Origin of the sequence: Streptomyces sp. NPDC002133 (assembly GCF_040296405.1) — a bacterium.
Lineage (GTDB): Bacteria > Actinomycetota > Actinomycetes > Streptomycetales > Streptomycetaceae > Streptomyces.
In genome coordinates this window covers 31,368-54,746 of record NZ_JBEOXF010000051.1, presented here as the reverse complement: position 1 = coordinate 54,746, position 23,379 = coordinate 31,368, and the positions used below count along the sequence as shown (strand labels likewise).

The following is a 23,379-nucleotide window of genomic DNA, read 5'->3' as shown; positions in this document are numbered from 1 at the left end:
CGCTGGTTTGCGGACCCGGCCCCGCTAGGTCATCCCGAACCGCCTTGCTTCGCAAGGTGGTTCGCAACCCGCTTCGCGGGTTGCGAACTCCCCGGCTTCGCCGGGGAGTTGCGGTTCGCTTCGCTCACCGCGCTTCGGCTTTGCCGAGGCCGGCCCTTCCGCTTCGCTTCAGGGCCAATGCTGCCCGCGTTGCGGTCCGTTGGGGGCGGGTCCGCTGCGCTCCCCCGCCCCTGGGGCCTTTCGGCTTCGCCTCCAGGTCCTGGAGCCCGCTAGCGCGGGCAGCTGGCTAGGAGTCAGGGGCCTGTGAGGCGGCCTTGAGTGATGGCCAGTCAGGGGCGTGGGGCGGGTCCGCTGCGCTCCCCCGCCCCCGTGTCGGTCTGGGTGTCAGCAGGACGTCATCCATTCTCTGGAGGGAATGCAGTCCCACATGTCTCTCGTCCAACCGCTGAAAAGGAAGATGGGGCGGGTGAGGACGATGTCGCCGGCTCTCTGGGCGCGGATGAACAGCCCGAGGTCTCCCGATACCGGATTGCCGTCGTGTGCGTATCTCAGCTGCTGGTTGCGCTCTTGCGTGTACCTGAGGATCCAGTCTTCTGTCTCGGAGGGTGTCTGCCCTACGAGCCGTGTTCCGTCCAGAGTGACCTGTGGGCCTTCCAACGCATCGACTGCCACGGCCGCCAGGTGGCCTGCGCTCGTATAGTAGAGCGTCACATTCGGCTCGGAGAAAGACTCCTCACTGGGTGGGTGGAGGCGCCTGATCTCCGGCTCGGATACGGGCCGGCCGAGTGCCGCGGCCACCTCGTCGGAGCGCATTCCGAACTCCAGTGGCCCCACGCTCACCAGTGGGGTGCAGGACCACTTCTCGCGGTCCTGGTCTCTTCTGACATCCCATGGCCCCACTGCTGTCGACTCTCCTCGACGTTCCCGTGAAGTCCCGGTGCCCCGGGTCCTAGGGCATCGCGGCGTTGTACCCCTTCAGTGATCATCACACGCCTGCAGGGGGTCGTCATAGGTCTCGAAAGCAGTTGTGATGCAGTATGTAGGATTGGGAAAATAATGGCACATCTGTCGAGAGCCGGATCGCTGCCCGTCTCGGGCTGACCAAGGAATGGGCGCTGTGGGTAATGCGAGGGCGTACCCGGTCTACCGGAGCCGTGATGTGGCGGAGGTGATCGCCGTGGCCGCTTCTCTGGTCGAGTGCGGGGAGCTGGCGGAGGGGGCGACCGTCGACCTGGATGCTGGACTGGTCCGCGTGGAGGATGTGCTGAAGGCGCGTGAGGTGTTCCGGCGGGGCTGGTACTCGGGGTCGGGTGAGCATTTCCGTGGGGTTGATCTTCCTGAGGATGCCGGTGTGCTGGCTGGCCTGCTGCCTGTGACGCTTTCGGTCGTGGAGCCTTGGGCGGGTGACCTGCTCGAGAGGGCTCCGGAGGTACTGCGAGCGGCTACATGGGGGCAGATCGCCTGGTTTGCGCTCAGCTGGCCGGCAGTACCGGAACTCAGCCTGGGTCCTGAGCATGCGCGCACCGGGGTGCAGGCCTGTTTCAACATCGACGCCAACCATGAACCGGTCTCGGGCCACACGGTGTACGTCCACGTCCGGCCTGACGAGGGAGAGCGGGCGCAGCATCTCGCGCGGCTGATCGGACACGATGTCATCGGCCCGTCCGAACGGGGCTGGTGAGCGCGCGGGGCTCGGATTCGATTCGGAACGGGGTGGGCGTGTGGAGCACGTTCTGGAGACGAGCGGGATAGGAGGGCTGGGATGGATTCGGTGAGGTCTGGGGTCTCGTACGAGGACTGCTCGGTGTACGTCGACGCCGCGGACAGTTCAACGGTCATGGCTCAGGTCAGGGACTTGCTCGGCTCTGGTGGCGAGGGCTCGGGCCTGGTGGTCGGGCCGGTGCGGGTGGTCGGTGCCCACAACGACTACGTCACGGGCAGGAAGACCCATCGCTTCGACTTCCTCGAATGGCCCACGGTGCTGGAGTGCGAAGCACCCACAGGGGCGCAGCCCGGCGCCGTGGTGGCTGCCGTCACGACGGTGCTGGAATGCCTGTGGAGCGTGGGCTGCAAGGCGGTGGCGGCCTGCGACTTCGAGGACGAGCTGCCTGCGGGCGGGGGCATCGCCCGGTACCCCGTCCCGGCTGTGCCCGCAGACTCCCCGTCCCGTGGAAGGGCCTGGTGGAAGAGCCCGTTCCCGGCCAGCAAGAAGGAGAAAAGGGAATCCACGTGATTAGCCTCCGAGAACATCAGGTAGAAGCGAATACCTGTATCAGGAGATGGGTGGGATTTCCTGCAAGATCTTCTGTGCCTGTGGAGGGGGCGCGGGCCACGGTGGTGTCCGCGACCGGGTCGGGGAAGACGATCACCGCCGCGGTGGCGGCGCGAGACCTGTTCCCCGGCGGCAGGATCCTCGTCATGGTTCCCACGCTCGACCTGCTCGTGCAGACCGCCCAGGCCTGGCGCAGGGTCGGCCACACCGTGCCGATGGTCGCGGTGTGCTCGCTGGGCGAGGACGCGGTCCTGGAGCGGCTCGGTGTGAGGACCACGACGAATCCCATCCAGCTCGCCCTGTGGGCCGGGCACGGGCCGGTCGTCGTGCTGGCCACGTACGCCTCCCTGGTGGACCGGGAAGACCCGATGGATGCGATGGGTGTCGGGAGGGTGCGGGGGCCGCTGGAGGCCGCTCTGGCGGGCGGGGAGCGGCTTTATGGGCAGAGCATGGAGCCGTTCGACCTGGCTGTCGTGGACGAGGCGCACGGCACAGCTGGAGATCTCGGCCGGCCGTGGGCCGCGATCCACGACAACCAGCGGATCCGAGCGGGCTTCCGGCTGTACCTGACCGCCACCCCGCGGATCCTGGCCGCGCCCCGGCCCGTGCGGGGCAAGGACGGCCAGGAGCTGGAGCTCGCGACGATGACCAGCGACCCGGACGGAACCTACGGCGCGTGGATCTTCGAGCTCGGGCTCGCGGAGGCGGTCGAGCGGGGCGTGCTCGCCGGGTTCGAGATCGACGTCCTGGAAATCCGGGACCCCGACCCGGTGCTCGGGCTGTCCGAGGAGGCGCTGCGGGGCCGGCGGCTCGCGCTGCTGCAGACCGCGCTCCTGGAGCATGCGGCCGCCCGCGGCCTGCGTACCGTCATGACGTTCCACCAGCGGGTGGAGGAGGCCGCCGCGTTCGCGGAGAAGATCCTCGAGACGGCGGCCGAGCTGTATGCCGACGAGCCGTCTCTGGACGCGCTCGCGAACGCGGAGGATCTCCCCGCGTCGTCGATCGGCGCCGAGCTCTACGAGCTCGAGCCCGGCCGCCACGTACCGCCGGACCGCGTGTGGGCGGCGTGGCTGTGCGGCGACCACCTCGTCAGCGAGCGGCGCGAGGTCCTGCGGCAGTTCGCCGACGGGATCGACGCGGCGGGACGGCGGGTGCACCGCGCCTTCCTCGCAAGCGTTCGCGTGCTCGGCGAGGGCGTGGACATCGTCGGCGAGCGGGGCGTGGAGGCCGTGTGCTTCGCGGACACCCGTGGCTCGCAAGTGGAGATCGTGCAGAACATCGGCCGCGCCCTGCGCCCGAGCCCAAACGGCACGACGAAGGTGGCCCGCATCATCGTGCCGGTCTTCCTGGAGGCGGGCGAGGACCCGGACGACATGGTCGCCTCCGCCAGCTTCCGCCCCCTTGTGGCCGTGCTCCAGGGCCTGCGCAGTCACGATGAACGACTCGTCGAGCAACTCGCCTCCCGCGCCCTCACCCGGCAGCCCGGGGAAAAGGTCCACCACCACCTCATCCGTGACGAGGACGGCCGGATCGTCGGGGCCGACGAGGGCGACGGCAAGGACCAGGAGCAGGGCGGCACGCCGGCCGCAGTGGAGTCGGCCCTGCTGCACTTCTCCAGCCCACGCGACCCCGCCACCATCGCCGCATTCCTGCGCACGCGGGTCTACCGGCCGGAAAGCCTGGTGTGGCTCGAGGGCTACCAGGCCCTGCGCCGCTGGCGCGAAGAGAACGGCATCACCGGCCTGCACGCCGTTCCGTACGACACCGAGACCGAGCTGGGCGTCACCAAGGCGTTCCCCCTGGGCCGGTGGGTCCACGAGCAGCGCAAGGCGCTGCGGACCGGGGAGCTCGGGGAGCACCGGAAGAAACTCCTCGACGAACCCGACGCCGGGATGGTGTGGGAACCCGGCGAAGAAGCCTGGGAAACAAAACTCGCCGTGCTCCGCTCCTACCGGCACGCACACGGACACCTCGCCCCACGCCAGGACGCCGCATGGGGCGACGCCGTAGGCGAGCTCATGCCTGTCGGGCAGCACATGGCCAACCTCCGCCGCAAAGATGGCCTCGGCAAAAACCCCGAACGCGCCGCAGCCCGCGCCACACAGCTGACAGCCATCGACGAGGACTGGAACTGCCCCTGGCCGCTCGACTGGCAACGCCACTACCGCGTCCTCGCCGACCTCGCCGCCGACGAACCCCACGGCCACCTACCCGACATCGCACCCGGAGTACTGTTCGAAGGCGACGACCTCGGCAAGTGGCTGGAGCGGCAGAAACAGCCAGGCACCTGGGCGCAGCTCCTCCCCGAGCAACAGAAGCGGCTGTCGAAGCTGGACGTGCAACCCGCTGAGGCCCCGGCCCCCGCCCCGGCAGCCGGACGTGCGACAAAAGGGACGGGCAAGGCACAGCAAGCATTCCAACGCGGACTGGCCGCCCTCACGCAATGGGTGGAACGAGAAGGCGACCGGCCCGTGCCAAGGGGGCACGCTGAGGAGATCGCAGTCGACTGCGAGACAGAGCCGGTGACTGTGAAGCTGGGCGTATGGATCTCGAACACCAAATCGAGGCGGGGCCGGCTGGATGCCGACCAGCTCGCCGCGCTCGCGGAGTTGGGCATGGGCTGGGCGAGGTCGGTGACGATCCCCCAGACCGCCCCGGACAGCCTCTGACCGGCTGTCCTGCGCTATGACGACGCCCGGGTGTCAAGTAGGCAAGAAACCAGTGGTGTCGGTCGCGGGCCGGGATGGCGGATGTCGTTGTTACGGTCGCTGGATGGACAACTGGGACGGGGAACGCGTCCGCGCACAGGTACGCCAGATGAGCGCACGAGACCCGCAGCGGCGGCGGTTCGGGGCGCAGACGCATCAGTACGTGCTGGCGCCTCGGCTGGAGGAGACGCAGATCGGGGCGTTCGAGGAGTCCCACGGCATCGCTCTGCCGCAGGAGTACCGGTCGTTCGTCGCACAGGTGGGCAACGGTCCCGCCGGACCCGGCCACGGGCTGATGCCGTTGACCACTGCCCGCTCGGAGGCCGCCGAGGAGTGGGCAGCAGACGGTGAGTGGGAGGACGACCGGCTGCCCGGTCGGCTCCGCGAACCGTTCCCGCTCGCCGAACCCCTGCCCGGCCCGATGAGGACACCGACCGATCTGACCGTGGGCACGCTCATACTCGCCGAGCTGGGCTGCGGCATGTACATCCGACTCGTCGTGAGCGGCCCGCGCGCCGGAGAAATCTGGCAGATCGATCCGGACTGGGGCGGCTTCGTACCGGTCAGCCCCGGCTTTCACGCCTGGTACACCGAATGGCTGACGATTCCGTAGGAAGCTGTCCTTCCTACGGAATCGACACCACCAGAAGCATCTTGACGTTCAGAGCGACGGACAACTGCGCCAGCACGTCCTCCACGGCCTCGTAGGCGTCCGACATCCTGCCGTTGTAGGTGCTGAAAGCGTCCAGTTGGTCAATCACCAACAGCGCCGAGTCTCCGTCTGCGGCTCCAGCCAGCAGCACTGCCGGTGAGTCCGGCAGGGTCATCTTGGTGCCCAGGTCCTTGGCCGTCTGCACGCTCGCGTCGGCACCATCCATACGGCCCGCGGCCGCGGGCCGTACCTGCTCACTCAGCCGGGTCAAAACGTCGGCGACGACCGTCGACTTACCCAGGCCGGCTCCGCCCTCACAGACCACGATCTGCGGGCCGTCGTCGGCCACGAGGCGCTCGTACAGCTGCTCAACGTGCGGGCGGGTGGCCATCCCGAAGGCAGGCCTGTCCCGGTGCACGCGCCGTGCGAAGCGGTCGACGGTGCCTGCCAGGGCCGTGAGCGTGCGGCCGTTGGCCGGCTGGGGCTGGCCCCCTGACGGGGGCAGCGGGGTCACGGGGCCGGGCCCCTGACGGAGCCCGGGACGTTCGGCCGGGGTCGGCGAGGCTGTACTGCTCCTTGAAGCAGTGGCCGATCCGGGCTTCCAGGTCGGTGTACTTCACCGGCAGCGGCAGGCCGAGCGCCCAGCACAGCCGGACGGCGCGCACCAGCACGCTGAGTCCGGCAAGCACGCAGAACACCCAGCTCAGGCGCGGCATCAGGGCGTCGTAGGCCCGGTGGTACTCGAGGCCCTCGGCGGCGATCTCCTCCCAGATCTTGCTGTCGGACAGGGCGAAAATCGGGTGGTCAGGACGAGCCGCTTGCCGTTGCTGGTGCGGGTGTCGATGGACAGCGGCAACTTCTTGCTGCGCGCGGGAGACTCGGCGGCTCGGATGCCGAGGCAGTTGATGACGAGCGCCTTGCGGTCAAGGCCGAGGGCCGCGACGATCGCGGTGAGGTGCACGTTGGCCTTGCCCCGCTTCAGCGTTGAGGTGCTTCTCTGCACTTCACTCTCATGGGTGAAGGCGGGTATGTGACTCGTCAAAGGGCCTCCGAGATGGATGGGCTGGGGTCAGGGTGGTGGCGGCGGCCGCCGCCGGGCAGATCCCCAGGCGTCGGTAAGATCAGCGCTCTCTTTGGGGGTGCGATGCGAACATCAGGGTGGGGCGGCGAAGGGCAGAAGTACGCGCTGACCTCGGACGAGGACGGCAGCGACTTCTGGGGCTTTGCTCACGAGGCTGAGGGGTTGTTCACTCCGCTGCCGGATGAGCAGGGAGCACGCCGGGTGCACCTCGCAGGTTGCCTCCCGCAGGGTGGCCTACTGAAGGTCATCGATCACATCGGCGGCCGTCGTGCTGTGGCGGGGAACGCCTGGTTCGAGCTCCTCGACGGCGACGGTGCCACCATGGGGTCCTACTTCGTCAACGAGGTAACCGTCGTCGACGTCAAGCCCTCCGGCCGCGGCGCTGGCCTCGTCGACCTCACGGTGACGCTGTGGTGCGAGAACGCCCTGGCTGGGGCGGAACAGGCGTGGGACCTGATCCGCACGGGGCACCTGAACCGCACCGGCATGTGGCACGAACTTGCCCCCGAGGACAGACATGCGTGGCTGTCGGTGGCGCTGTGGTCCCGGGAGCACCAACGTCAAGGGAAGCCCGACGCTCCTGCAGGCCAGGTGTTCACCCTGGACGGCCAGCACATCGCCGACAGGGACACCTTCTACTGCGCGATGGGTGAGGCCATCAACGGGCCCGGCGGATACTTCGGCTGGAACCTCAATGCTCTGGACGACTGTCTGAGCGGCGGCTGGGGCGCCACCACTCCATTCACCTTGCACTGGGAGTCCTCGACCGAGACCAGGGCACGGTGGGTAGAGCGGGCCGCCGGAGATCGCGACGTTGCGCTGTTCGACCTGCTCCTGGAGATCTTCGAGGAACGGGGAGTGAGCGTCATCCTTCGATGACAGCTCGTTGCTTCCAGGCATCGACTGCGTTCCCGCTTCGTCGAGGTAGCGGGCCAGCCGGACGAACGCCTGCGGCGAGGCCGGCACCGCTTCCCTCTGCCGGGTGCCCTTGGAGATCACGTAGATCCGCTGGCCGGACCAGTCGATGTCGTTCACCCCGACCCCGAGCAGCTCGACCGCGCGGGCGCCGCTGGAGACGTAAAACTCCAGCAGGGCGCGGTCGCGCTCGTAGCCCATGCGATCGAACAGCTCGTCCCAGAGCCGGTGGGGAATCGAGCGAGGCGGCCGATCGGAGACCTTCTGCCGAAGCCGTGCCCGACCCACGACCGCCCGCGACTCCAACGGGCTGCGGTGCGCGAGGGCAGGGCAGCGCCGGCCGACCACGTAGCCGGTCGGCCGGCGGAAGGGTCAGACGGCGAGGACGACGGACGCCTCGTCCAGGCTGCGCTCGTTGACGCTGAGGCAGCCGCTTGCGCCGGTGGGATCGAGGTGGTCGAGCCAGACTTCCTCGTTGAGGTCGAGGTAGTCGCGCAGCGCCTCCGGGTCGTCGACGGTGCGGGCCGGCAGCTTCAGCTCGGCCTCGAATTCGTACGTGACCTGTTCGGTGACCGTCAGCAAGACGGTGACCGTGACCTCGTCCCGGCCCTCGGCGTCCTCGTCGGCGTCCTGCTCCGCCTCGGACTGCGGCGCGCGCCGTACGGGCGGCATCAGCGGTCGGAAGGGACCAGCCGCTGTCGCGAGAAGCCCAACAGCGCAAGCAGCGGGCTTCAACGCTGTCCAGGGCCCCGAGCCCGTCCGCGGCTTGCGGGAGCTCTCATGCCGCAGGCGCGGATTTCACATGCACACTGCCGGCGAGCACGATGCAGCCGCGGCACTCTGCTCGCCGTCAAATTCCCTCGGCACCTGCAACCTTCCGGCGGTGCCATCGCATTGGAGTGGTGGGACGGTCCGCGCCGGGCGGGCCGGGGAAGGGGGGCGGGATGGTGACGGGCGATGACGCGCTGCGCGCCTTCGTCGAGGGCCGGCGTACGGCGCTCTTCCGCAGTGCCTATCTGCTCTGCGGTGACCGTGACGAGGCCGAGGATCTGGTGCAGACAACCCTGGTGAAGGTGGTGCTCGGCGGCAGGCGTCTGGGTCGCCTCGACAATCTCGAGGCGTACGCACGCAAAACCCTGGTCAACACCTTCATCGCTGCCCGGCGCCGTTTCTGGCGGCGCGAACACGCTTGCGGCGAGCTGCCGGAGAGGGCCTCACCGTCGGCCGACTCGGACACCGGCCTGATGGTCCGTGCGGCCCTTGCCCGCCTCACTCCCAAACAGCGCGCCGTGCTGGTGCTGCGCTACTGGGAGGACCTGAGCGTCGAGGCCACGGCGGAGTTGCTCGGCATGCGTGTGAACACGGTCAAGAGCCATACGGCTCGGGGGTTGGCGGCGCTGCGCGCCGAGATGCGGGAGGAGCTGGTATGAACATGAACGGGACAGAGGTGCGGGCGCTGCTGGGACGCGCCGCGGACGAGGCGGGGCGGCCCACCTTCACCACGGACGCGGTCTACACGAAGGCATCCCACATCCGGTGGCGGCGCCGGGCCGCGATGAGCGGTGCGGCGCTCGCCGTCGTCGCGGCGGGAGTGGTGGCCATTCCCGGCATGGCGGGACAGGAGCCCGGCAGGACGTCGGTGGCCGCGCCGGCCGAACTCACGGGCGGCAACGAGCAGGCGCAGAAGCTGGAGAAGCTGCTGCCTGCGGGAGTGGGGGAGATCGAGCAGGTCTCCTGGGCGGTGATGATCAAGGGCGCGGACACCAGGCACGCCGAGGAGCCGCTGGACGTCCAGTACGCGGTGCGCCGCGAGGGAGGCGTCGGCTACCTGCACATCAAGATCATGACCCGCGAGTACATCGACGCCACGACCGGCGGCAAGGCAATGACGCAGGACCTCTGCCGGCCGGAGAACGGCCACAACGACTGCGTGCGTGAGCAGTTGCCGGACGGGCGCGTGCTCACCATCTGGCGGGAAGGCGCCACGGCGGGCCCCAGCCGCGTCTCCCCGAGCATGAGCCCCCTCACGGGCAACCGGACCTGGGGGCCGGAGCTCGTGGGCCGGCTGACACTCCCGGACGGCCAGGTCCTGGCGGTACGGGACAGCACCGGATTCCAAGGGGAGAACGAGCTGGGACCCCTGCTGAAGACGCCGCCGCTGGATCGTGAGCAGCTGCGCGAACTGATGCTGAAGCCGGAGCTAGTGCCCAAGACATAGCGTCAGAAACCCCAGGAGCCGGTTCGGCACCGCGCTCCACCCCTGCCGCCGGTGGAACGGCCTCGGCCGGCTGACGGCTGCTCCCTGCCGGGAGCAGCGAGGCGGGCAGAGGCCAAGCCCCTGCCGAGGCACGCGACCGTATGGCAGCACCGGCACCCTGCGTGCGCTGTAGCCCGCTCACTGGGTGCCGGTCTCGATGATCGCCCCGTAGAAGGTGAGGCGGTCGACGATGGGCAACGCGAACGCGCCGCCAGAAACCCTTCCATCAGGAACGCAGCCCAGAAACCACGGAGCAACACGCGCACGGGGCCGGCTGTTGGCCGGCTCGAGGGCTGCTCCTTGGCGGGAGCAGCAGGGGCGACGCGGCCGGGGCCCCTGTCGGGGCCCGGGACTTCGGGTGCGACGGGTCGGTCGGCAGGGGCGGCCGCGCTCACGCGATCAGCTCGAACGACACGTCCTCGATGGCCTGGGCGCTCAGGCCGCCCGCGAACGCCGCAACGACACAGGCCCCGTCGTGCCCGCCCCAGAGAGTTTCGGACCTCTCACCCCCGTCGCCCACGGCGCAGTGCGGGAAATGCTCCAGGACGGCCCCAGCCGCATTCCGCCTGGCCTCCTCGAGGATTTCCCCATCCACGACGACAGCGAAAGCCGAGGCGAAATCCCAACACTCGAACCAGCCGCCGACGATCCCGCATTTCACGGCTCCCCCGCTCTCGCACTTCCGGAAGCGCCAGGCCCCAAAATTCGCCACCAGGACCCGGCATGACCTGATGCCAGCAGCCCTGCCCGCCCGGCGTCGGGGCGTCGATACGCAGCAGGAAGGTCAAGCAGCGCCAGGACCCGGCCCCCGGCAAGCCGGCAGACGGCATCAGCCCCGGGGCCAGTAGCAAGCTCAGCGGCTCTGGCTGCCCTGCGGGCGGCGCGGGCGGCGGGTCTGGGTATGGGGGCGGCGGCGCTGGGGTTCGCCGTCGCCCGGGGCGCCCGCGGAGGAGAACCCGCCCGGTACGACGGAGCGCGGCTCCGGAACCGTCGGGGCTTCCTGGGCGGCTGCGGCTGGACGGGGGCGAGCCGTGCGGGCGGCGCGGGCGAGGACCTTGGCGTGGGGGATGTGGGGCGCGCAGGTCTCGCAGACTTCCTCGACGCTCCACACCCGGGCGACGGTCGGGTCGTGGCGCATGATGAGCACCACGGCGCCGGTGCAGTAGACCCTGGCTCCGGGGTGGGCGGCGCACTGCTGGGCGCGGCAGTGGCAGGAGGCGGTGGGACGGATGGTGGCCGCCTTGGCGTGAGCGGCGGCGTGCCGTGCGGCGAACGCGCGCATGGCCGCGATGTCCTTGGAGCGGGCCGGCATGCGGCACGCCGCTGTGCTGCAGGCGACGGTGGCGGTGCGGTCGCTGTGGCCGGTCAGGCGGACGGTCCAGGACCGTCCGGGGATGCGCTCGGTGGTGGGTTCGCTGTACGCGGTCGTCACAGGCCGTCCGATCGTGAATTCGGGGAAGTGTCCGACCACTATGAACTACCCCTGGTGCACTGGGTCAGCACATATGGGTGCGCGGTGCCGTGCGGTCGCAGGCGGTGAGCCGGCCGGATGCGGTGACGTCCCATCCGGCGGGCGCGGCGCCTGGCTGTGGCTTCTTGCGCGCGTGTGGCGCATCCGTCGTGAACCCGGGCTTCCTAAAGTCGCTGGCGGCACAACTCGCCGCGCACGTGGCCGCGGGAGAGCCTCCTTCCAGCCCAGGCCCCCAGCCGGTTGGCGACGGCCTTGGCCACCATGGCGAAGGTGACGGGGCCGGGCGGGACACCGAGATGGGCATGCAGTCGAGTCCACGAGCGAGCCATCGCCCCAGCCCAGGGACAGGGTGGCGGGCGAGTTCGCCGAATGTGCGCCCGGGGCCGATCCCCCTGGCCTTCGGGGCGAGGTGCCGTGCGGTGTGGGGAGCGCCCGGGCGCATCGGGGGTGTCCGTCTGGCTCGTCAGAGGCCGATCTGCCACTGCCCGGGATCGTGCTCGATCTCGACCAGAAGGCGGGTGAACTCCTGCCTGTCGAAGAGAACCCAGTAAAGGGTTTCGGGTACTTGCCTGCCGTTGATGACGGCCGTGGGTGTACCCGGGCCGAGGGGATCGGGCCCGTCGGCGTTCTCGTACGTCTCCTCGGACTGGGTGACAAACGCGCGGTACTTCATCGTCTTGACGGCCGTGTCGAAGGCCGGGCTGCGCAGGCCGTCGACCTTGCCGGCCAGCTCGAGGAGGTACTCGGTGGTGTAACCGTCGACCTCAGCTTCAGGCTGATGCTGGAAGAGCACGTCGTGGTACTCGGCGAACTTCCCGGCCTCCAGTGCCGCGCGCAGGGCGTTGACCGCCCGCTTCGACCCGCCGCCTCCCATGCGGTCATCGCGGAAGGACGCGAAGGTGTACTCGGTCTTCACCCTGCCCAGCTCGGTCAGTTCACGAAGCACCGAGGCGCCGCCGTAGGCCTCGAACTCTTCGACCACGGGGCAGCGCGGATCCTCGTAGAGGTGCACGGTCATCGGCGCCTTCGGGTCTCCCACGATGATCGTGGTGCCGTTCTCGCTCAGCTTTTCGGGCAGCTCCTCGATGCCCGCGTAGGCGGCGGCGCCGGGCACCTCCACCTGTCCTGCCTGACCGCAGCCGGTCATGGACAACACCAGCAGCCCGGCCGACACAGCCACTGCCAGCTGTCTTTCACGCTTCGCCTGCATGGAACTTTCCCCTCCCCTTGATCGCGAGGACTGTAGAGGCTCCAGGCGGCATTCGCACATGCATTTGACGACTGTGGTGGGGACGGGGGTCGTTATCTCGGGGTGGGTGGCCGGTTGCCGGGGTTGTTGCTGCCGGGCTGGGGCTGCTGGAGCAGCGGCGAGGTCGGCGGCAGGAGGGCTTCGCGGGTGGCGACGGTGCGCTCACGCATCTGCTCCAGGCGGCGTTCGATGCGGGCGCGGGTGTAGAGGTCGATCGCGTCGGTGAGGTGGTCCCACTCGTCGCCGTCGAGGTCTGGGGGCTCCCCGTCGCTCACGTATTCCTCAATGATGCCGTCGGCATAGCACAGCACCCGGTCGCCTTGCTGGAGCGTGTGCTCTCTGACCCGGGGCATCTCACCGCCGAAGCCGATGGGCAGCGGACCAGCCCAAGCCTCATGACCTGGTGCATTCTCCGAGTGCGAACGACGCTCGTTCTTGCCACTTCACGCCGTCGTGCACTATGAGTTCAACCGACGCGACGTGAGACGTGAACGGGAGCGTGCCTGCGAGGTCGGCCTCGATCTCCTCCAGGGCGGCGTCTTCCTGACCTTGAGCGGTGGTCAGGTGCGGCACGATCTCGGCAAACCGGCCGCCATACGGCGGAGCCTCAGGCCAACGATCAGCGATCGCCGCGGTGAGCTGCCGCAACTGCGTGTCAGGCTCGGGGACGAGATACAGCACTTCCGGGAGACGTCCACACCGCTCGAACCGCAAGTCAAAGGCCTGGTGGCCGCCCAGAACGTCCGCGAGAGCGGAGTAGACGAGCGCATCTATTCGGCTCTCATCGAGGAACGGGAAGAGCACGGTGACGTGGGCTGGAACCCCGGCCTGGGCCGAGGGGTCGAGCCGTTCACGCCACCCGCGGACGGACGGCTCTGCCTCCGGGATCCGGACGATAAGCCCCGTCTGGCCCGCCTGAAACGCACTGGTGCTGTCATCTGCCATGACACCGCATGTTGCCACCTCTGCCGCAGACAGCACGGCTCCTTTTTCGCTGAATGATCACGTCGATCTGCGAAGCAGGTCGACGAGCGGCACGACCAAGACGCTGCCGCTATTTCCCGTGAACATCCAGAGTGCCGGTGATCACTGAACGCCGCCGGAACCCATGAACAAACGCTGTCGGTTGAAGTGAACGAAGCCACGACAGCAATGAAAACCGCCCGGCCGCACCAGCTCCCCGCGCAGTACCCCGGCCGCCTCCACCACCCACCCCACCCCGCCAACGCAAGCCGTCGTGTTCGACCCTAATCGACGGGTTTGAGGGAGCGTTCGGAACGCAGCAGGTGCCACGCCGCTGCCATCAGCAGGACAGCGGACGCCGCCAGAGCCAGGCCGCCAATGGCAGGGTCGGGGTCGGGCGGCGCCTGGTTCCAGAAGTAGAGCTGGAACTGGGCTTCCGAGGGGAGGCCCAGCAGGTCGGCGACCCACCGCTGAGGGAGCAACGGCGCTACGGGCAGCAGCACCAACGGAGACGTCACCAAAATCGGACCCAGGCCGAGGGCCAGCGTCCCGATCACACTGCGCAGCAAAGCCGCAGCGCAGGCCGTCATCGCTACGAAAAGGATCTGCACCAGCATCGTTGAGGCGACGGCTGCTGCTGCTTCTCCCCAGGTGACTACATCCGCTGATGTGGGAGACGGCACGCGGTTCCCGTGCGCTCCCACGCGTGACTGGATGGGGAATATCCGGGAAAGCAGGATTACGCCCATGCACAGGAGGACCGCTGTCATCAGTTGTGCGGTCAGCAGTGCCAGGAGCACGGCACCGGCTTTCCGGAACAGAAGCCTGCTCACTCGGTGCTCATGCAGCCGGAGCATGCTCCATGTGCCACCCTCCAGGGCCTGGCCAAGTGTCGTCGCCACCAGCACTCCGGTGAGGAGCAGCCCGAGAAGGGTCGAGATCTGCCACGCCGAGGCGCGCAGCGCTGCGGCCGGCTGTGTCAGCGAAGCCACAGAGCTGTCCACGACGCCGTACTCCGCACCGGCGAGCCAGATCCGGGACACGGTGAGGAACGAGACGAGGCCGACCCCGGACACCACTGCCCACACAGGGGCGTTCCAGAGGGCACGCAGCTCACCCGCCCAGGCTTTGCCCATCTGCCGTCTACGACGACGGTCGGCGCGCATCAGATGCGGTCCCGAGTGAGGGACCGACGGTGCAGCCACCACCACATCAGGCCGATCCCGGCGACGGTCGGCAGGGCGCGCAGCAGAGCGGGTGCCGGGGACGGGGCTGTGGAGACCCAGAAGTGGTCCCACACGCTGTCCATGCCGCCGAAGCCGACCAGGTCAGCTAGTGCGGCACCGGGGAGCCACGCCCCGATGCCGGTCACGGAGGAGGTACGCACGACGATGGCGAGGACGAGGAGCCCGCTGAGGAACGTACGGAGTGGGAGTCGGACCATGGACGCGAGCGCTACTGCGAAAGCGGCCCCACCCGCCAGGACAAGAGACGCTCCAGCCACGCCGGTGGCTGTGTCTGCCAGGACGGAACCAGCTGAGCCCGGAGAGGGCAGGGGATAGGCGTCCGAGCTGTAGAGGATGCCGAACCCGGCCGTCGCTCCCGCCGAGAGCGCGAGGAGCAGCATCATCCACGCCCACAAGGCGCAGACCTTGGCCGCCAGTAGGCGGACGAGGCGGCCTTCCTGGAGAAGGAGCTGCACGATGCTGCCGCGGCTCCACTCGCCAGCGACCGAGAACGCAGCGAGAAGCACGAGCAGAGTGAGGCCAGGGATCGAGGTAAGGAGTTTGGCAGTCCACAGGAGGGCGCCCACGGGGTGCTGGGCGAAGGCCGCGCGGGCACCATTCTCCAGGAACTCCTCCTTGCGGCGTTCCAGTCCGGCCACCTGATGGGGCAGATCCGCCTCACATCGGGCCTTCTGCTCCGCCGTGTTGTTGGAGGTGCAGATCTCGTCGATGTGCCCGAGATTGAGCTCGACCTGTTCAATATTCCACGACGCCGAGTCCTGGCTGACCCAGGCGCAATAGAGCGAGCCCATGGCGAAAAGCACGGCAAGGACAAGAGCGAGCGGATGACGGAGCAGGCGCCGCAACTCGGCTCGTATGAGTGACATCACCGATCGGCGCCCTCTCCGACCAGCCGGAAGAACCAGTTCTCGAATGCTTCCGGTCCGTCCTGCGGGTTGTAGCCGAGTGACGCGAGCGTTCCCGCAGCTGCGACTCGTCCGCGGGAAAGCATGATGACGCGATCGCAGACGCGCTGGATTTCGTCGAGCTGGTGACTGGAGACGAGAACGGCCGCACCCCGAGATGCCTCTTCGGCGACAACCCTGCGGACCATCCGAAGCCCTTCCGGGTCCAGACCGTTGGTCGGCTCGTCGAGGATCAGCAGATCCGGCTGCTTGAGCAGAGCGGCGGCGATCGCAAGACGCTGCCGCATGCCCTGAGAGTACGCACCGATCCTGCGATCGGCCGCCCCCGAAAGCCCCACGCGATCGAGGCACCTCGCGATCCGGCCGCGATCCTGAAGCCCGGAGGTGTCGAGCAGGATCCGCAGCATGGCCCGGCCGGTCGTCCAGCGATAGAAGGCCGGGGCGTCCAGGGCCGCGCCTACGCGTGCCAGTTGTCGAGGCCGCATCGGCAACGGTTCGCCGAACAGCCGGATATCTCCCGAATCTGCGGAGACCAGGCCCGTCATGAGACGCATGAGGGTGGTCTTTCCCGCGCCATTGAGACCGAGGAGGCCGACGGTCTCGCCGGCCTCCACGGTCAGATTGATCCCCTCCAGCACGGAGTGCCTTCGGTATCGTTTGGTCACTTCGTGACAGGAAAGGACATTCATGCTTCTGGGTCAGCCGTCGTAGTTGATACGGCCCGCAGAGTGGATGAAGGCGGGCGCGGACTCGATCTCCATGTAGTAACGGCCGCCCGGGGTGTTGCTGTAGGCGAACTGCTTCCAGTACGTCGAGTTATCGCAGGACCAGTCGCGCCAGGCAATCCACTTGTCCGGCTCCAACGTCACCTGGATGTTGAAGTCATAGCCAACACGGCCCTGTGCGCCGTTGCTCGTGGCGCATGCATCCTGCGTGGCCTGCTGGTTTCCCTGCTTCGCGTTCCAGAAGCCGGTCGTGGCCCCGACGCCTTCATCCGTGAAGGAAAACTGCTTGACGGTATCCCATGCGGCGGCGCTCGGAGCGGTCACGCCGACCAACGCAGCTGCCAGCGTGGCAGTAGCAAGTGCAGATTTCATGCGAGAACGCATCAAAGCTTCCCCTCCCTATCGCTCCACCTTTTGAGGGAGCGTCATGCGGCGCCTCGGTGGTGCGGTTCCCACCCGACTGCCAGCAGGTGATCTTGAATGACACTGTGACTCGGTGTCAAGTGCTGCTCATTGAGGGCGACTTGATGAGCCATGACTTCGAGCACCCGACAGGACCGACTCGCACGTCAACCTGTCTGTCGGCGGCCTCGCCAGCAGTACCATCGCCAGCGTCGCCAGCGGTCGGACCGCCCTGGGACCAGGCATCGACGTCATCTAAACACCTTGCTGTCACGTGACACGCCCTCGCACCGGACGGGCGCGAACTGCTACTCAGCAGCATTTCCGCCGCAACGAACCTGTTTCACCGCATGTGACCGGGGTCCTGCTTCCTATGGCTGGCGGCTACTTGCTGCTCACTCGCGCGCATGTCGGGCCGTCGCGACCTTGACAGCTGAGCAGGCGGCGCGGTCTGTGGGAGATGGGTGGCGGTGCGGGCGCGGACGGTGCGCAGAAAGGCTTCGGCTCGGGCGCGGTCATGGAGTCGGTGTGCGGTGGGCGTGGTTGGGCGGCTGGTCGGGTCGGGGAGCCAAGCCGGGGTGAAGGCGCGGTGTGCGAGGGCGAGGGGCTGGTCGGGGTCGGGCTGGTCGTTGGTGGGGAGGCAGTGGTTGCGGATGGCGGTCGAGGTGATGGTCGTGTCGGTGAGTGGTGGGGCGGGGTGGCCGCGCAGGGTGCGGGCGAGGTAGCGGCGGGCTTCGGCGAGCAGGTGGCGGTGGCGGAAGGTTCCGCCGTGATGGACGGCGACGATCGCGGTGATTTCCAGGGCGGCCGCGGCGATGTCGACGGTCGTGCGGACTGCCTGCCGGATGACGCGGGCGGCTGCCCGGGCCGCGTCGAGGAGGCCGTCGATGAGCGCCTGGCCGTAGCGGGCGACCGCCAGGTCGCGCCAGCGGGCGCGCAGCACGGGCAGGGGCTTGGTGGCCGGTTTTGCTGGGCGGGTGGTGTGGGAGGCGCGGGCCATCATGCGATGGCGGACCTTCACCGTGGGCCGGCGGCCCGTGCGGCTCCGGTAGGTGTCCTCGTCGGCGGCCAGCTGCCGCATCGTGGCGGCATTGCGGGTGGCGAACAAGTCGATGAGCTGCTCGGGGATTCCGGCGAGTTCCATCACCGGCCGCTGGCCGGCGGTCGGGTAGTGCGGCACCGTTGCGAGATCGAGCGCGGTGCAGAGCTCTTCCATGAGCCGCTGGTTATAGAGCTCGGACAGCGCGACGGCGTACTCGAGGAATGGGCGGGTGTGGAGCGTTCCCCACTGGCCATCGGCGCGAATGACTTTGACGGAGAGCACCACGTGGTCGTGGAGGAGTGGCCCGCCGTCGCGGTCCTGGTAGTGGCGGAAGCGGGCCGCGATCACGCCCGGGCGGGCGGGCTGGACGGTGCTGTCGCGTCCGACGCGGACCCACAGGTGCTCCGTCTCGGCTACGGCCAGGACCTCGCCGATGACGCGGCTGTGCGCGGCCTCGATGGCCTGTCGGACGGGGCTGGCGGCCAGGGCCCACAGGGCCTGCACGCTGCCCGGCGGGCGGAAGACGAGGTCGCCGCCCGACCAGCGCTGGATTCTGTACCCGAGCTTGGCCGCGCGCTGGGCCTCGGCGGGACGGTCCCCAGCGGCCAGCCGGGCGGCGACGATGCGGTTCGCGTCCGGGTGCCGGCCTTCCCCGAACAGATGCCGCATCTGCTGTTCTGTCACCCTGGTGCCCGCAGTTAGGCCGACCGCGGGCAGCGCCCGGCCTATCCACACGCCGGGCGGCACTCCAGCCTCATCTTGCGCCTGTTCCATACTCTTGCCGCGGGGTCGGCGGCCGTCACCGACCGCAACCTGCTGTACGTAGTTGAAGTTCCCCCAAGGCCGGGTAGTTGGCGTTTTCGCAGGTCACGCAAGGGGTGCCGTTTCCTGTGTGATTGCCGCGTAGCGTCCCGTGCGGACCCTCTTGATCATTCCTTTCTCGGTCCAGCGCGCGAGTTGTCGGTAGGTGGCAACGAGGGTGACGTCGCCGAGGAGTTCGGCGATCTCCCGTGAGCGCCAGAGCCGTTCGGGTTCTGCCTGCAGGATGGTCAGGACGCGTGTCATGCGGTTGCTGGTCTGGCCGGGGCCGACGTACTGGGGGACCGTGGTCGTGGGCAGTGCGGGCTCCGGCACCGGCGGCGGTAGGAGAGTGATCGTCGTCGAGGTCACGGCCTTGCTGCTGTCAGGGCGGCCGTCCATTTTCCGTTCCGCGTAACGGGAGGTGGGGGACTTCACCTTGCGGGTGCTGACGCGGGCCCGCCGTGCGGGCGACAGCGCCGACAGGGCGCGCCGGCCGATCTCTCCGATGCCCTGCTCGAAGACTCCCTCCGCGCATACCAGCAGGTCGCGGGCAGCTTGGAGGGCAATGGTGAAGCCGCAGCGGTCGGGATCGGTGCCCGGCTGGGACTCCGCCGCCTGGACCATGGTGCGGCGCAGGAGCTGGTAGAGGGTGAGCAGGGCCCACATCTCCTGCTCGACGCCGACCGGGTCGTGCGAGCGCAGGACGCGTCCGTGCAGGATGGTGTGGCGCAAGGCGTAGTAGGCGCTCTCGTGCTCCCAGCGCTCGTGATACAGGTGCACGAGGCGGTCGGCGGGGTAGCGGCGGGCGTCCAGGAGCGTGGTCACCAGGCGGTAGGAGCCCTCGAAGGTGGCACCATCGGTGCAGGTGATGCTCACCTGGGCCTCGATGATGCGCACCGGGACGCCGCCGATGACCGAGAGGTAGGAGGAGTCGGCAAGCGGCTTGAGGACCGGTGGGCGGCGGCGCTGGCGGATGCGGCCCAGGACCTGTGCGCCGGTAGCGTGCACGGCGGTGAGGAAGCCGTTGCTGTCGAAACCCCGGTCCCACAGCACCAGCATCCCGGGGCCCAGATGGTGCAACAGCCTGGTGGGGTAGGAGGTCTCGCCCTCCCGGGTGGGGCCGAAGACCGCCGCGATCACGGACCGGGTGCCGGTCTCGACCAGCGTCATCAGCTCGATTTGGGGATACCCGCCGTGCGGGCACCGCCCCAGCCAGCCCCGGTTGCGCTGGCTGTCAGGCACCTTGATCGAGCTGCAGCCGTCGAACGACACCGTCCGATACGGGCCGAACCGCACCCCCGGCGTGGTCGGGCGGGCCAACAACCCGGCCAGCACCTCGAACAACACCCGTACCGGCGCGCTGCCGAGTCTGCGGCGCAGATCACGCAGCGCCTTCGTGCTCGGGCGACAACCGGCATCCCCGACAGGCCGACCGCCAGTTTGTCCCACACCAGCCGGTAGCCGATCTCGGGGAACAGACACATTGCCAACAGGAAGTAGACGCCGACCCGTGAGGGCAGATCGCGCAGCCTGCGCTGGACGGTCCGAGTCTCCGACAAGACCGCATCGACCAACTCGAACGGCATGATCGGTGTCAGTTCTCCCAGATGGCCGGGCGCGAACCGCCCTGCGGCCACAGTCACCGAACGGGTGATGTTCGCCAGTGACGGCGGCAGGACACAATGACCGGGCAACGGAGCTCCTCCGGGACAAGCTGTCTTGGACGACTGCCTGTACCAACGAGCTCCGTTGCGTCGCGCAGAGGCCCTGTCAACGCTCCTTGCGTGACCTGCGAAAACGCTAACTACCCGGCCTTGGGGGAAGTTCACTCCGCATCGGCGGCTGCCGCTGACGCTTGGCGGTCGGATTCTGCGCGGCGTGTGGCCTCCAGGGTGAGTGTTTGCCTCATTGGGGGCATGCTGCCCAGAATCGATCAGGTCCTGGGCAGCACAGCAGCGTATGAGGCGGAGTCAGGAAACGGAGAGGCCGCTGTTCTGCCTGGTCGGCTGGGCAGGCGTGCGGTTACGGTTGCCGTGGTGGGTCTCGCTGAGCACGAGGACGCAGCTGCAGGAGATCAGGGCCGCTGCCACCAGGAGTGCGGCAACCGGTACGAAGGACTGGTACTCCGCGTAGAGCCACGTTGCCATGATGGGCGTGAGGGCGCCGCCGAGCATGAGGCCGAGCTGGTATCCGAGAGAGGCGCCCGAGTAGCGCACGTGTGCCGAGAACAGCTCTGCCAGGAAGGCCGCCTGTGGCCCGTACATGGTCGCGAACAACAACTGGCCGACGACCAGAGCGATGGTGACGAAGACCGGCTGCGCCGTGTCGACCAGCAGGAAGGCCGGAAATACCCACAGGCCCATGCCGATTGCGCCGGAGAGGAACACCTTTCGACGGCCGATCCGGTCGGACAGTGCGCCGAAGCCCATCAGCGCCGGAACCTGGACGGCAGCGCCCAGGAGGACTGCGGTCAGCATGGTGCTCTTGGGCAGTCCCAGGACCGTGGTCCCGTACGACAGCATGTAGGTGGCGAACAGGTAGAAGCCGGCACCGGCGCTGAACACGGCGCCGGCGGTGAGCGCGACGACTTTGGCGTGGTTGCGCAGCACCTCGAACACGGGTGAGCGGGAGGCACCACCCTCGTGTCCGGCCTCCTTGCTGCTGGCCGTGTCCTCGAGTTGGAAGTGCGCGTAGAAGGCGATCAGGACCAGCAGGATGCTGCCCAGGAACGGCACCCGCCAGCCCCACGCAGCAAATGCTTCTTCACCGAGCCATGAGGTGCTCGTGAGGAACACCAGACTGGAGAGCATGAGGCCTATCGGCACGCCCAGTTGAGCGAAGCTGCCGTAGAGTCCGCGCCTGTGCTCCGGTGCGTTCTCTGTGGCGATCAGCACGGCTCCGCCCCACTGGCCGCCGACGGCGATGCCTTGGAGGAAACGTAGGACCACTAGCAGGATCGGCGCCGTGACGCCTATGGAGCCGTACGTCGGCAACAGGCCGATCAGGGTCGTCGAGCCGCCCATCAGGAGCAACGCGGCGACCAGGGCCGGCTTGCGGCCGACCTTGTCCCCGAGGTGGCCGAACACAGCGCCGCCCAGGGGCCGGGCGACGAAGCCGACGGCAAACGTCGTGAAGGCCAGCAGCGTTCCCACCAGCGGGTCGGCCTGCGGGAAGAAGAGCTTGTTGAAGATGAGCGCCGCAGCAGTGCCGTAGATGAAGAAGTCGTACCACTCGATGGCTGATCCGGCACTGCTCACCACAATGATCTTGGTGAGCGAGGCGGGCCGTTTCGCAGAGCGGTCGGTGTCATTCATTGCGTTCCTCTGGCTCGTTCTGGGCTGTGGGTGGTTTTGGTCGTTCCGGTCCGCGTCCGGGCGAAACGGCGCCACTTGGCGAGATGGACGGGGCTCGTCGGCGGCGATGTGGTCCGTTGCTGCTGGTGGACCGGTCGGAAGCGCTCGGCTGCCGGCGCCGTGTCGTCTGTCGACGCGACGGCGTCAGTGCATGCCTGAGGGTGTGTCATATGTGCCTGGTGTTGGGCTCGTCGGCCGCTGCGAGCGATTGCCGAGAGAGCACAACGCAGTGCCGTGTGGCCGCAGGTCGACCAGCCGGGGTGCGTCCGAGGGCTGAGTCTCGAGCATGGGCGCCGTTTGCATGCGGCACGCAGTGCAGGACGGGCAGGTCTCCTCCGCGGCTACCCGCATCAGCTCTGCAGAGGGGGTGCGCACCGAAACCGCTGACCGCCGGACTTGACCAGAGCCCATCGAGAACAGCGACGGTGCCAACCGCGGTGACCGGCCGGGCAGCACTGGCCCCCGCGGCCGCGTAGGCACCGCGCTGTTGAGGAACGCCGGTCCCCCTGCTGCGGTGTCCACGAGGGGCCTGGCATCTGCTGCACCAGCTTGCGGCATCCGATCCGCTGCGGAGGTCAGAGGCGTGCGCGCCCGGCTTGCCGGATGTCCCGTCAGGTGTGGCGGTGGATCGAGCGGGTTGTCGGTCGATCAGGACAGGGTGGGACGCGGGTAGCGACGCGGTTCGCGGCCCTCGATCACGTCACGCCCCCGGGCGGTGTCCGCGTAGAGACGTCCGGACACGATCTTCCCGTGCGACACCTTGAACAGGAAGAGATGCTCGTTCTGCATCCGGATGCCGCGCGTGGAGAGAGCGTCGGTCCTCACCGGGACGACGATGGTGTCGCCGGCGTCGATGACCTGGTGGGCGTCGTACCGGAAGTACTCCCACTCCTTGCCGACTTCCTTCCAGTAGGCGACGAACTCGGCTGCGCCCACGTACTTTCCGCCGTAGGGCAGCGAGTCGGACATCTCAAAGGTGAAGTCGTCCGAGAGCAACGCGATGAGCGGCCCACGGTCGTTGTGTTCGTATCCGGTGAAGGCGGTGGTGACTGCCGCGACGATCGAGTCGTTGTGCATCAGTGGCTCCGGGAGTCGGGGACAAGGGTGCCATTAGTTAGGAGCATATGCTCGCGACTGTCAAGGGGTCCCAGTCCGGCCGACTCCGGAGCCTGGCCGCGCCCGCATCGCAGCCGCGCAGGCATTGCCCGTCACGCGAGGGCGCCCATGCATGTCGGGCGAAGGGTGGCGTCCGCCGCCCGCAAGACACCCTGGCAGAAGCTGCAGCGGTAGGGATTTGGGTGTGCCCCGGACTGGAACTGGGCGTGGAGGATGGGGC

General features: G+C 68.4%; 24 protein-coding genes and 2 pseudogenes. 7 read left to right on the top strand and 19 right to left on the bottom strand.

The window, feature by feature from the left end:
• Positions 1 to 384: 384 nt before the first annotated feature.
• Positions 385 to 813 (bottom strand): hypothetical protein, encoded by a 429-nt coding sequence (locus ABT078_RS32930; RefSeq protein ID WP_351234287.1) that lies wholly within the window; start codon positions 811 to 813, stop codon positions 385 to 387.
• Between the two features lie 346 nt (positions 814 to 1,159).
• Between ABT078_RS32930 and ABT078_RS32925 the strand changes: the two genes are divergently transcribed.
• The 4 genes from ABT078_RS32925 to ABT078_RS32910 all read left to right on the top strand — a co-directional run bounded on the left by ABT078_RS32925 (position 1,160) and on the right by ABT078_RS32910 (position 5,593).
• The gene (locus ABT078_RS32925; RefSeq protein WP_351234285.1) at positions 1,160 to 1,681 is read left to right on the top strand and encodes a hypothetical protein; all 522 of its coding nucleotides are present in this window, start codon (positions 1,160 to 1,162) and stop codon (positions 1,679 to 1,681) included.
• 81 nt (positions 1,682 to 1,762) lie between these two features.
• A complete protein-coding gene (locus ABT078_RS32920) occupies positions 1,763 to 2,233 on the top strand; it encodes a hypothetical protein (protein WP_351234283.1) in 471 nt (156 codons plus the stop codon).
• Complete coding sequence (locus ABT078_RS32915; protein ID WP_351234281.1) at positions 2,230 to 4,941, top strand: DEAD/DEAH box helicase; 2,712 nt, start codon at positions 2,230 to 2,232, stop codon at positions 4,939 to 4,941. The genes ABT078_RS32920 and ABT078_RS32915 overlap by 4 nt, the downstream gene beginning before the upstream one ends.
• A 103-nt stretch (positions 4,942 to 5,044) precedes the next feature.
• Positions 5,045 to 5,593, top strand: coding sequence for an SMI1/KNR4 family protein (locus ABT078_RS32910; protein ID WP_351234279.1), 549 nt, complete (start codon positions 5,045 to 5,047; stop codon positions 5,591 to 5,593).
• Between the two features lie 13 nt (positions 5,594 to 5,606).
• Here the strand turns inward: ABT078_RS32910 and ABT078_RS32905 are convergent, their stop codons facing one another.
• Complete coding sequence (locus ABT078_RS32905; protein WP_351234277.1) at positions 5,607 to 6,146, bottom strand: hypothetical protein; 540 nt, start codon at positions 6,144 to 6,146, stop codon at positions 5,607 to 5,609.
• 201 nt (positions 6,147 to 6,347) lie between these two features.
• A complete protein-coding gene (locus ABT078_RS32900; protein ID WP_351234276.1) occupies positions 6,348 to 6,635 on the bottom strand; it encodes a hypothetical protein in 288 nt (95 codons plus the stop codon).
• Between the two features lie 141 nt (positions 6,636 to 6,776).
• Here ABT078_RS32900 and ABT078_RS32895 point away from each other — a divergent pair, with 141 nt between their 5' ends.
• Positions 6,777 to 7,592: a barstar family protein gene (locus ABT078_RS32895; protein WP_351234274.1), complete on the top strand. Its 816-nt coding sequence runs from the start codon at positions 6,777 to 6,779 to the stop codon at positions 7,590 to 7,592.
• A gap of 45 nt (positions 7,593 to 7,637) precedes the next feature.
• Here ABT078_RS32895 and ABT078_RS32890 read toward each other — a convergent pair.
• Positions 7,638 to 7,829 (bottom strand): annotated as a pseudogene (locus ABT078_RS32890) (tyrosine-type recombinase/integrase); the annotation flags it as partial.
• A 171-nt stretch (positions 7,830 to 8,000) separates the two neighbouring features.
• Entirely contained in the window at positions 8,001 to 8,300 is a 300-nt protein-coding gene (locus ABT078_RS32885) for a hypothetical protein (RefSeq protein WP_351234272.1), read from the bottom strand.
• A 272-nt stretch (positions 8,301 to 8,572) separates the two neighbouring features.
• On the opposite strand from ABT078_RS32885, the gene ABT078_RS32880 reads away from it, so the two are divergent.
• Positions 8,573 to 9,058 (top strand): SigE family RNA polymerase sigma factor, encoded by a 486-nt coding sequence (locus tag ABT078_RS32880; RefSeq protein WP_351234270.1) that lies wholly within the window; start codon positions 8,573 to 8,575, stop codon positions 9,056 to 9,058.
• A gap of 2 nt (positions 9,059 to 9,060) precedes the next feature.
• Positions 9,061 to 9,846 carry a hypothetical protein gene (locus tag ABT078_RS32875; RefSeq protein WP_351234268.1) on the top strand — a complete coding sequence of 262 codons (786 nt, stop codon included), beginning with the start codon at positions 9,061 to 9,063 and terminating at the stop codon, positions 9,844 to 9,846.
• A gap of 430 nt (positions 9,847 to 10,276) precedes the next feature.
• On the opposite strand, the gene ABT078_RS32870 is transcribed toward ABT078_RS32875, so the two are convergent.
• From ABT078_RS32870 to ABT078_RS32805, 14 genes and pseudogenes are all read right to left on the bottom strand, one after another.
• Positions 10,277 to 10,480 (bottom strand): hypothetical protein, encoded by a 204-nt coding sequence (locus ABT078_RS32870; RefSeq protein ID WP_351234266.1) that lies wholly within the window; start codon positions 10,478 to 10,480, stop codon positions 10,277 to 10,279.
• Between the two features lie 258 nt (positions 10,481 to 10,738).
• Entirely contained in the window at positions 10,739 to 11,317 is a 579-nt protein-coding gene (locus ABT078_RS32865) for a hypothetical protein (protein WP_351234264.1), read from the bottom strand.
• Between the two features lie 502 nt (positions 11,318 to 11,819).
• A complete protein-coding gene (locus ABT078_RS32860) occupies positions 11,820 to 12,536 on the bottom strand; it encodes a thioredoxin domain-containing protein (RefSeq protein ID WP_502981423.1) in 717 nt (238 codons plus the stop codon).
• Between the two features lie 122 nt (positions 12,537 to 12,658).
• Positions 12,659 to 12,958, bottom strand: coding sequence for a hypothetical protein (locus ABT078_RS32855; protein ID WP_351234262.1), 300 nt, complete (start codon positions 12,956 to 12,958; stop codon positions 12,659 to 12,661).
• Between the two features lie 40 nt (positions 12,959 to 12,998).
• Entirely contained in the window at positions 12,999 to 13,550 is a 552-nt protein-coding gene (locus ABT078_RS32850) for a 2'-5' RNA ligase family protein (RefSeq protein WP_351234260.1), read from the bottom strand.
• Between the two features lie 302 nt (positions 13,551 to 13,852).
• A complete protein-coding gene (locus ABT078_RS32845) occupies positions 13,853 to 14,704 on the bottom strand; it encodes a hypothetical protein (RefSeq protein WP_351234258.1) in 852 nt (283 codons plus the stop codon).
• A gap of 29 nt (positions 14,705 to 14,733) precedes the next feature.
• Positions 14,734 to 15,681, bottom strand: coding sequence for an ABC transporter permease (locus ABT078_RS32840; protein WP_351234256.1), 948 nt, complete (start codon positions 15,679 to 15,681; stop codon positions 14,734 to 14,736).
• Positions 15,681 to 16,358, bottom strand: coding sequence for an ABC transporter ATP-binding protein (locus ABT078_RS32835; RefSeq protein ID WP_351234254.1), 678 nt, complete (start codon positions 16,356 to 16,358; stop codon positions 15,681 to 15,683). Before ABT078_RS32835 ends, ABT078_RS32840 begins: the two co-directional genes overlap by 1 nt.
• A 60-nt stretch (positions 16,359 to 16,418) precedes the next feature.
• Positions 16,419 to 16,817 carry a hypothetical protein gene (locus tag ABT078_RS32830; protein WP_351234251.1) on the bottom strand — a complete coding sequence of 133 codons (399 nt, stop codon included), beginning with the start codon at positions 16,815 to 16,817 and terminating at the stop codon, positions 16,419 to 16,421.
• Between the two features lie 373 nt (positions 16,818 to 17,190).
• Positions 17,191 to 18,663, bottom strand: coding sequence for a MobF family relaxase (gene mobF, locus ABT078_RS32825; protein ID WP_351234249.1), 1,473 nt, complete (start codon positions 18,661 to 18,663; stop codon positions 17,191 to 17,193).
• A 93-nt stretch (positions 18,664 to 18,756) separates the two neighbouring features.
• Positions 18,757 to 20,037: a transposase gene (locus ABT078_RS32820; RefSeq protein ID WP_351234247.1), complete on the bottom strand. Its 1,281-nt coding sequence runs from the start codon at positions 20,035 to 20,037 to the stop codon at positions 18,757 to 18,759.
• A gap of 119 nt (positions 20,038 to 20,156) precedes the next feature.
• Positions 20,157 to 20,276, bottom strand: a pseudogene (locus ABT078_RS32815) (transposase domain-containing protein); the annotation flags it as partial.
• A gap of 384 nt (positions 20,277 to 20,660) precedes the next feature.
• On the bottom strand, positions 20,661 to 22,004 hold the full coding sequence (locus tag ABT078_RS32810) for an MFS transporter (RefSeq protein ID WP_351234245.1): 1,344 nt from the start codon (positions 22,002 to 22,004) through the stop codon (positions 20,661 to 20,663).
• A gap of 687 nt (positions 22,005 to 22,691) precedes the next feature.
• A complete protein-coding gene (locus ABT078_RS32805; protein WP_351234243.1) occupies positions 22,692 to 23,120 on the bottom strand; it encodes a nuclear transport factor 2 family protein in 429 nt (142 codons plus the stop codon).
• Positions 23,121 to 23,379: the final 259 nt, after the last annotated feature.

Coding starts and splice junctions, on each gene's coding strand:
- ABT078_RS32930 (WP_351234287.1), bottom strand. CDS start 813: ATGCGCTCCGACGAGGTGGCCGCGGCACTCGGCCGGCCCGTATCCGAG.
- ABT078_RS32920 (WP_351234283.1), top strand. CDS start 1,763: ATGGATTCGGTGAGGTCTGGGGTCTCGTACGAGGACTGCTCGGTGTAC.
- ABT078_RS32910 (WP_351234279.1), top strand. CDS start 5,045: ATGGACAACTGGGACGGGGAACGCGTCCGCGCACAGGTACGCCAGATG.
- ABT078_RS32895 (WP_351234274.1), top strand. CDS start 6,777: ATGCGAACATCAGGGTGGGGCGGCGAAGGGCAGAAGTACGCGCTGACC.
- ABT078_RS32885 (WP_351234272.1), bottom strand. CDS start 8,300: ATGCCGCCCGTACGGCGCGCGCCGCAGTCCGAGGCGGAGCAGGACGCC.
- ABT078_RS32880 (WP_351234270.1), top strand. CDS start 8,573: ATGGTGACGGGCGATGACGCGCTGCGCGCCTTCGTCGAGGGCCGGCGT.
- ABT078_RS32875 (WP_351234268.1), top strand. CDS start 9,061: ATGAACGGGACAGAGGTGCGGGCGCTGCTGGGACGCGCCGCGGACGAG.
- ABT078_RS32855 (WP_351234262.1), bottom strand. CDS start 12,958: ATGCCCCGGGTCAGAGAGCACACGCTCCAGCAAGGCGACCGGGTGCTG.
- ABT078_RS32850 (WP_351234260.1), bottom strand. CDS start 13,550: ATGGCAGATGACAGCACCAGTGCGTTTCAGGCGGGCCAGACGGGGCTT.
- ABT078_RS32845 (WP_351234258.1), bottom strand. CDS start 14,704: ATGGGCAAAGCCTGGGCGGGTGAGCTGCGTGCCCTCTGGAACGCCCCT.
- ABT078_RS32840 (WP_351234256.1), bottom strand. CDS start 15,681: ATGTCACTCATACGAGCCGAGTTGCGGCGCCTGCTCCGTCATCCGCTC.
- ABT078_RS32830 (WP_351234251.1), bottom strand. CDS start 16,817: ATGAAATCTGCACTTGCTACTGCCACGCTGGCAGCTGCGTTGGTCGGC.
- mobF (WP_351234249.1), bottom strand. CDS start 18,663: ATGGAACAGGCGCAAGATGAGGCTGGAGTGCCGCCCGGCGTGTGGATA.
- ABT078_RS32810 (WP_351234245.1), bottom strand. CDS start 22,004: ATGAATGACACCGACCGCTCTGCGAAACGGCCCGCCTCGCTCACCAAG.
- ABT078_RS32805 (WP_351234243.1), bottom strand. CDS start 23,120: ATGCACAACGACTCGATCGTCGCGGCAGTCACCACCGCCTTCACCGGA.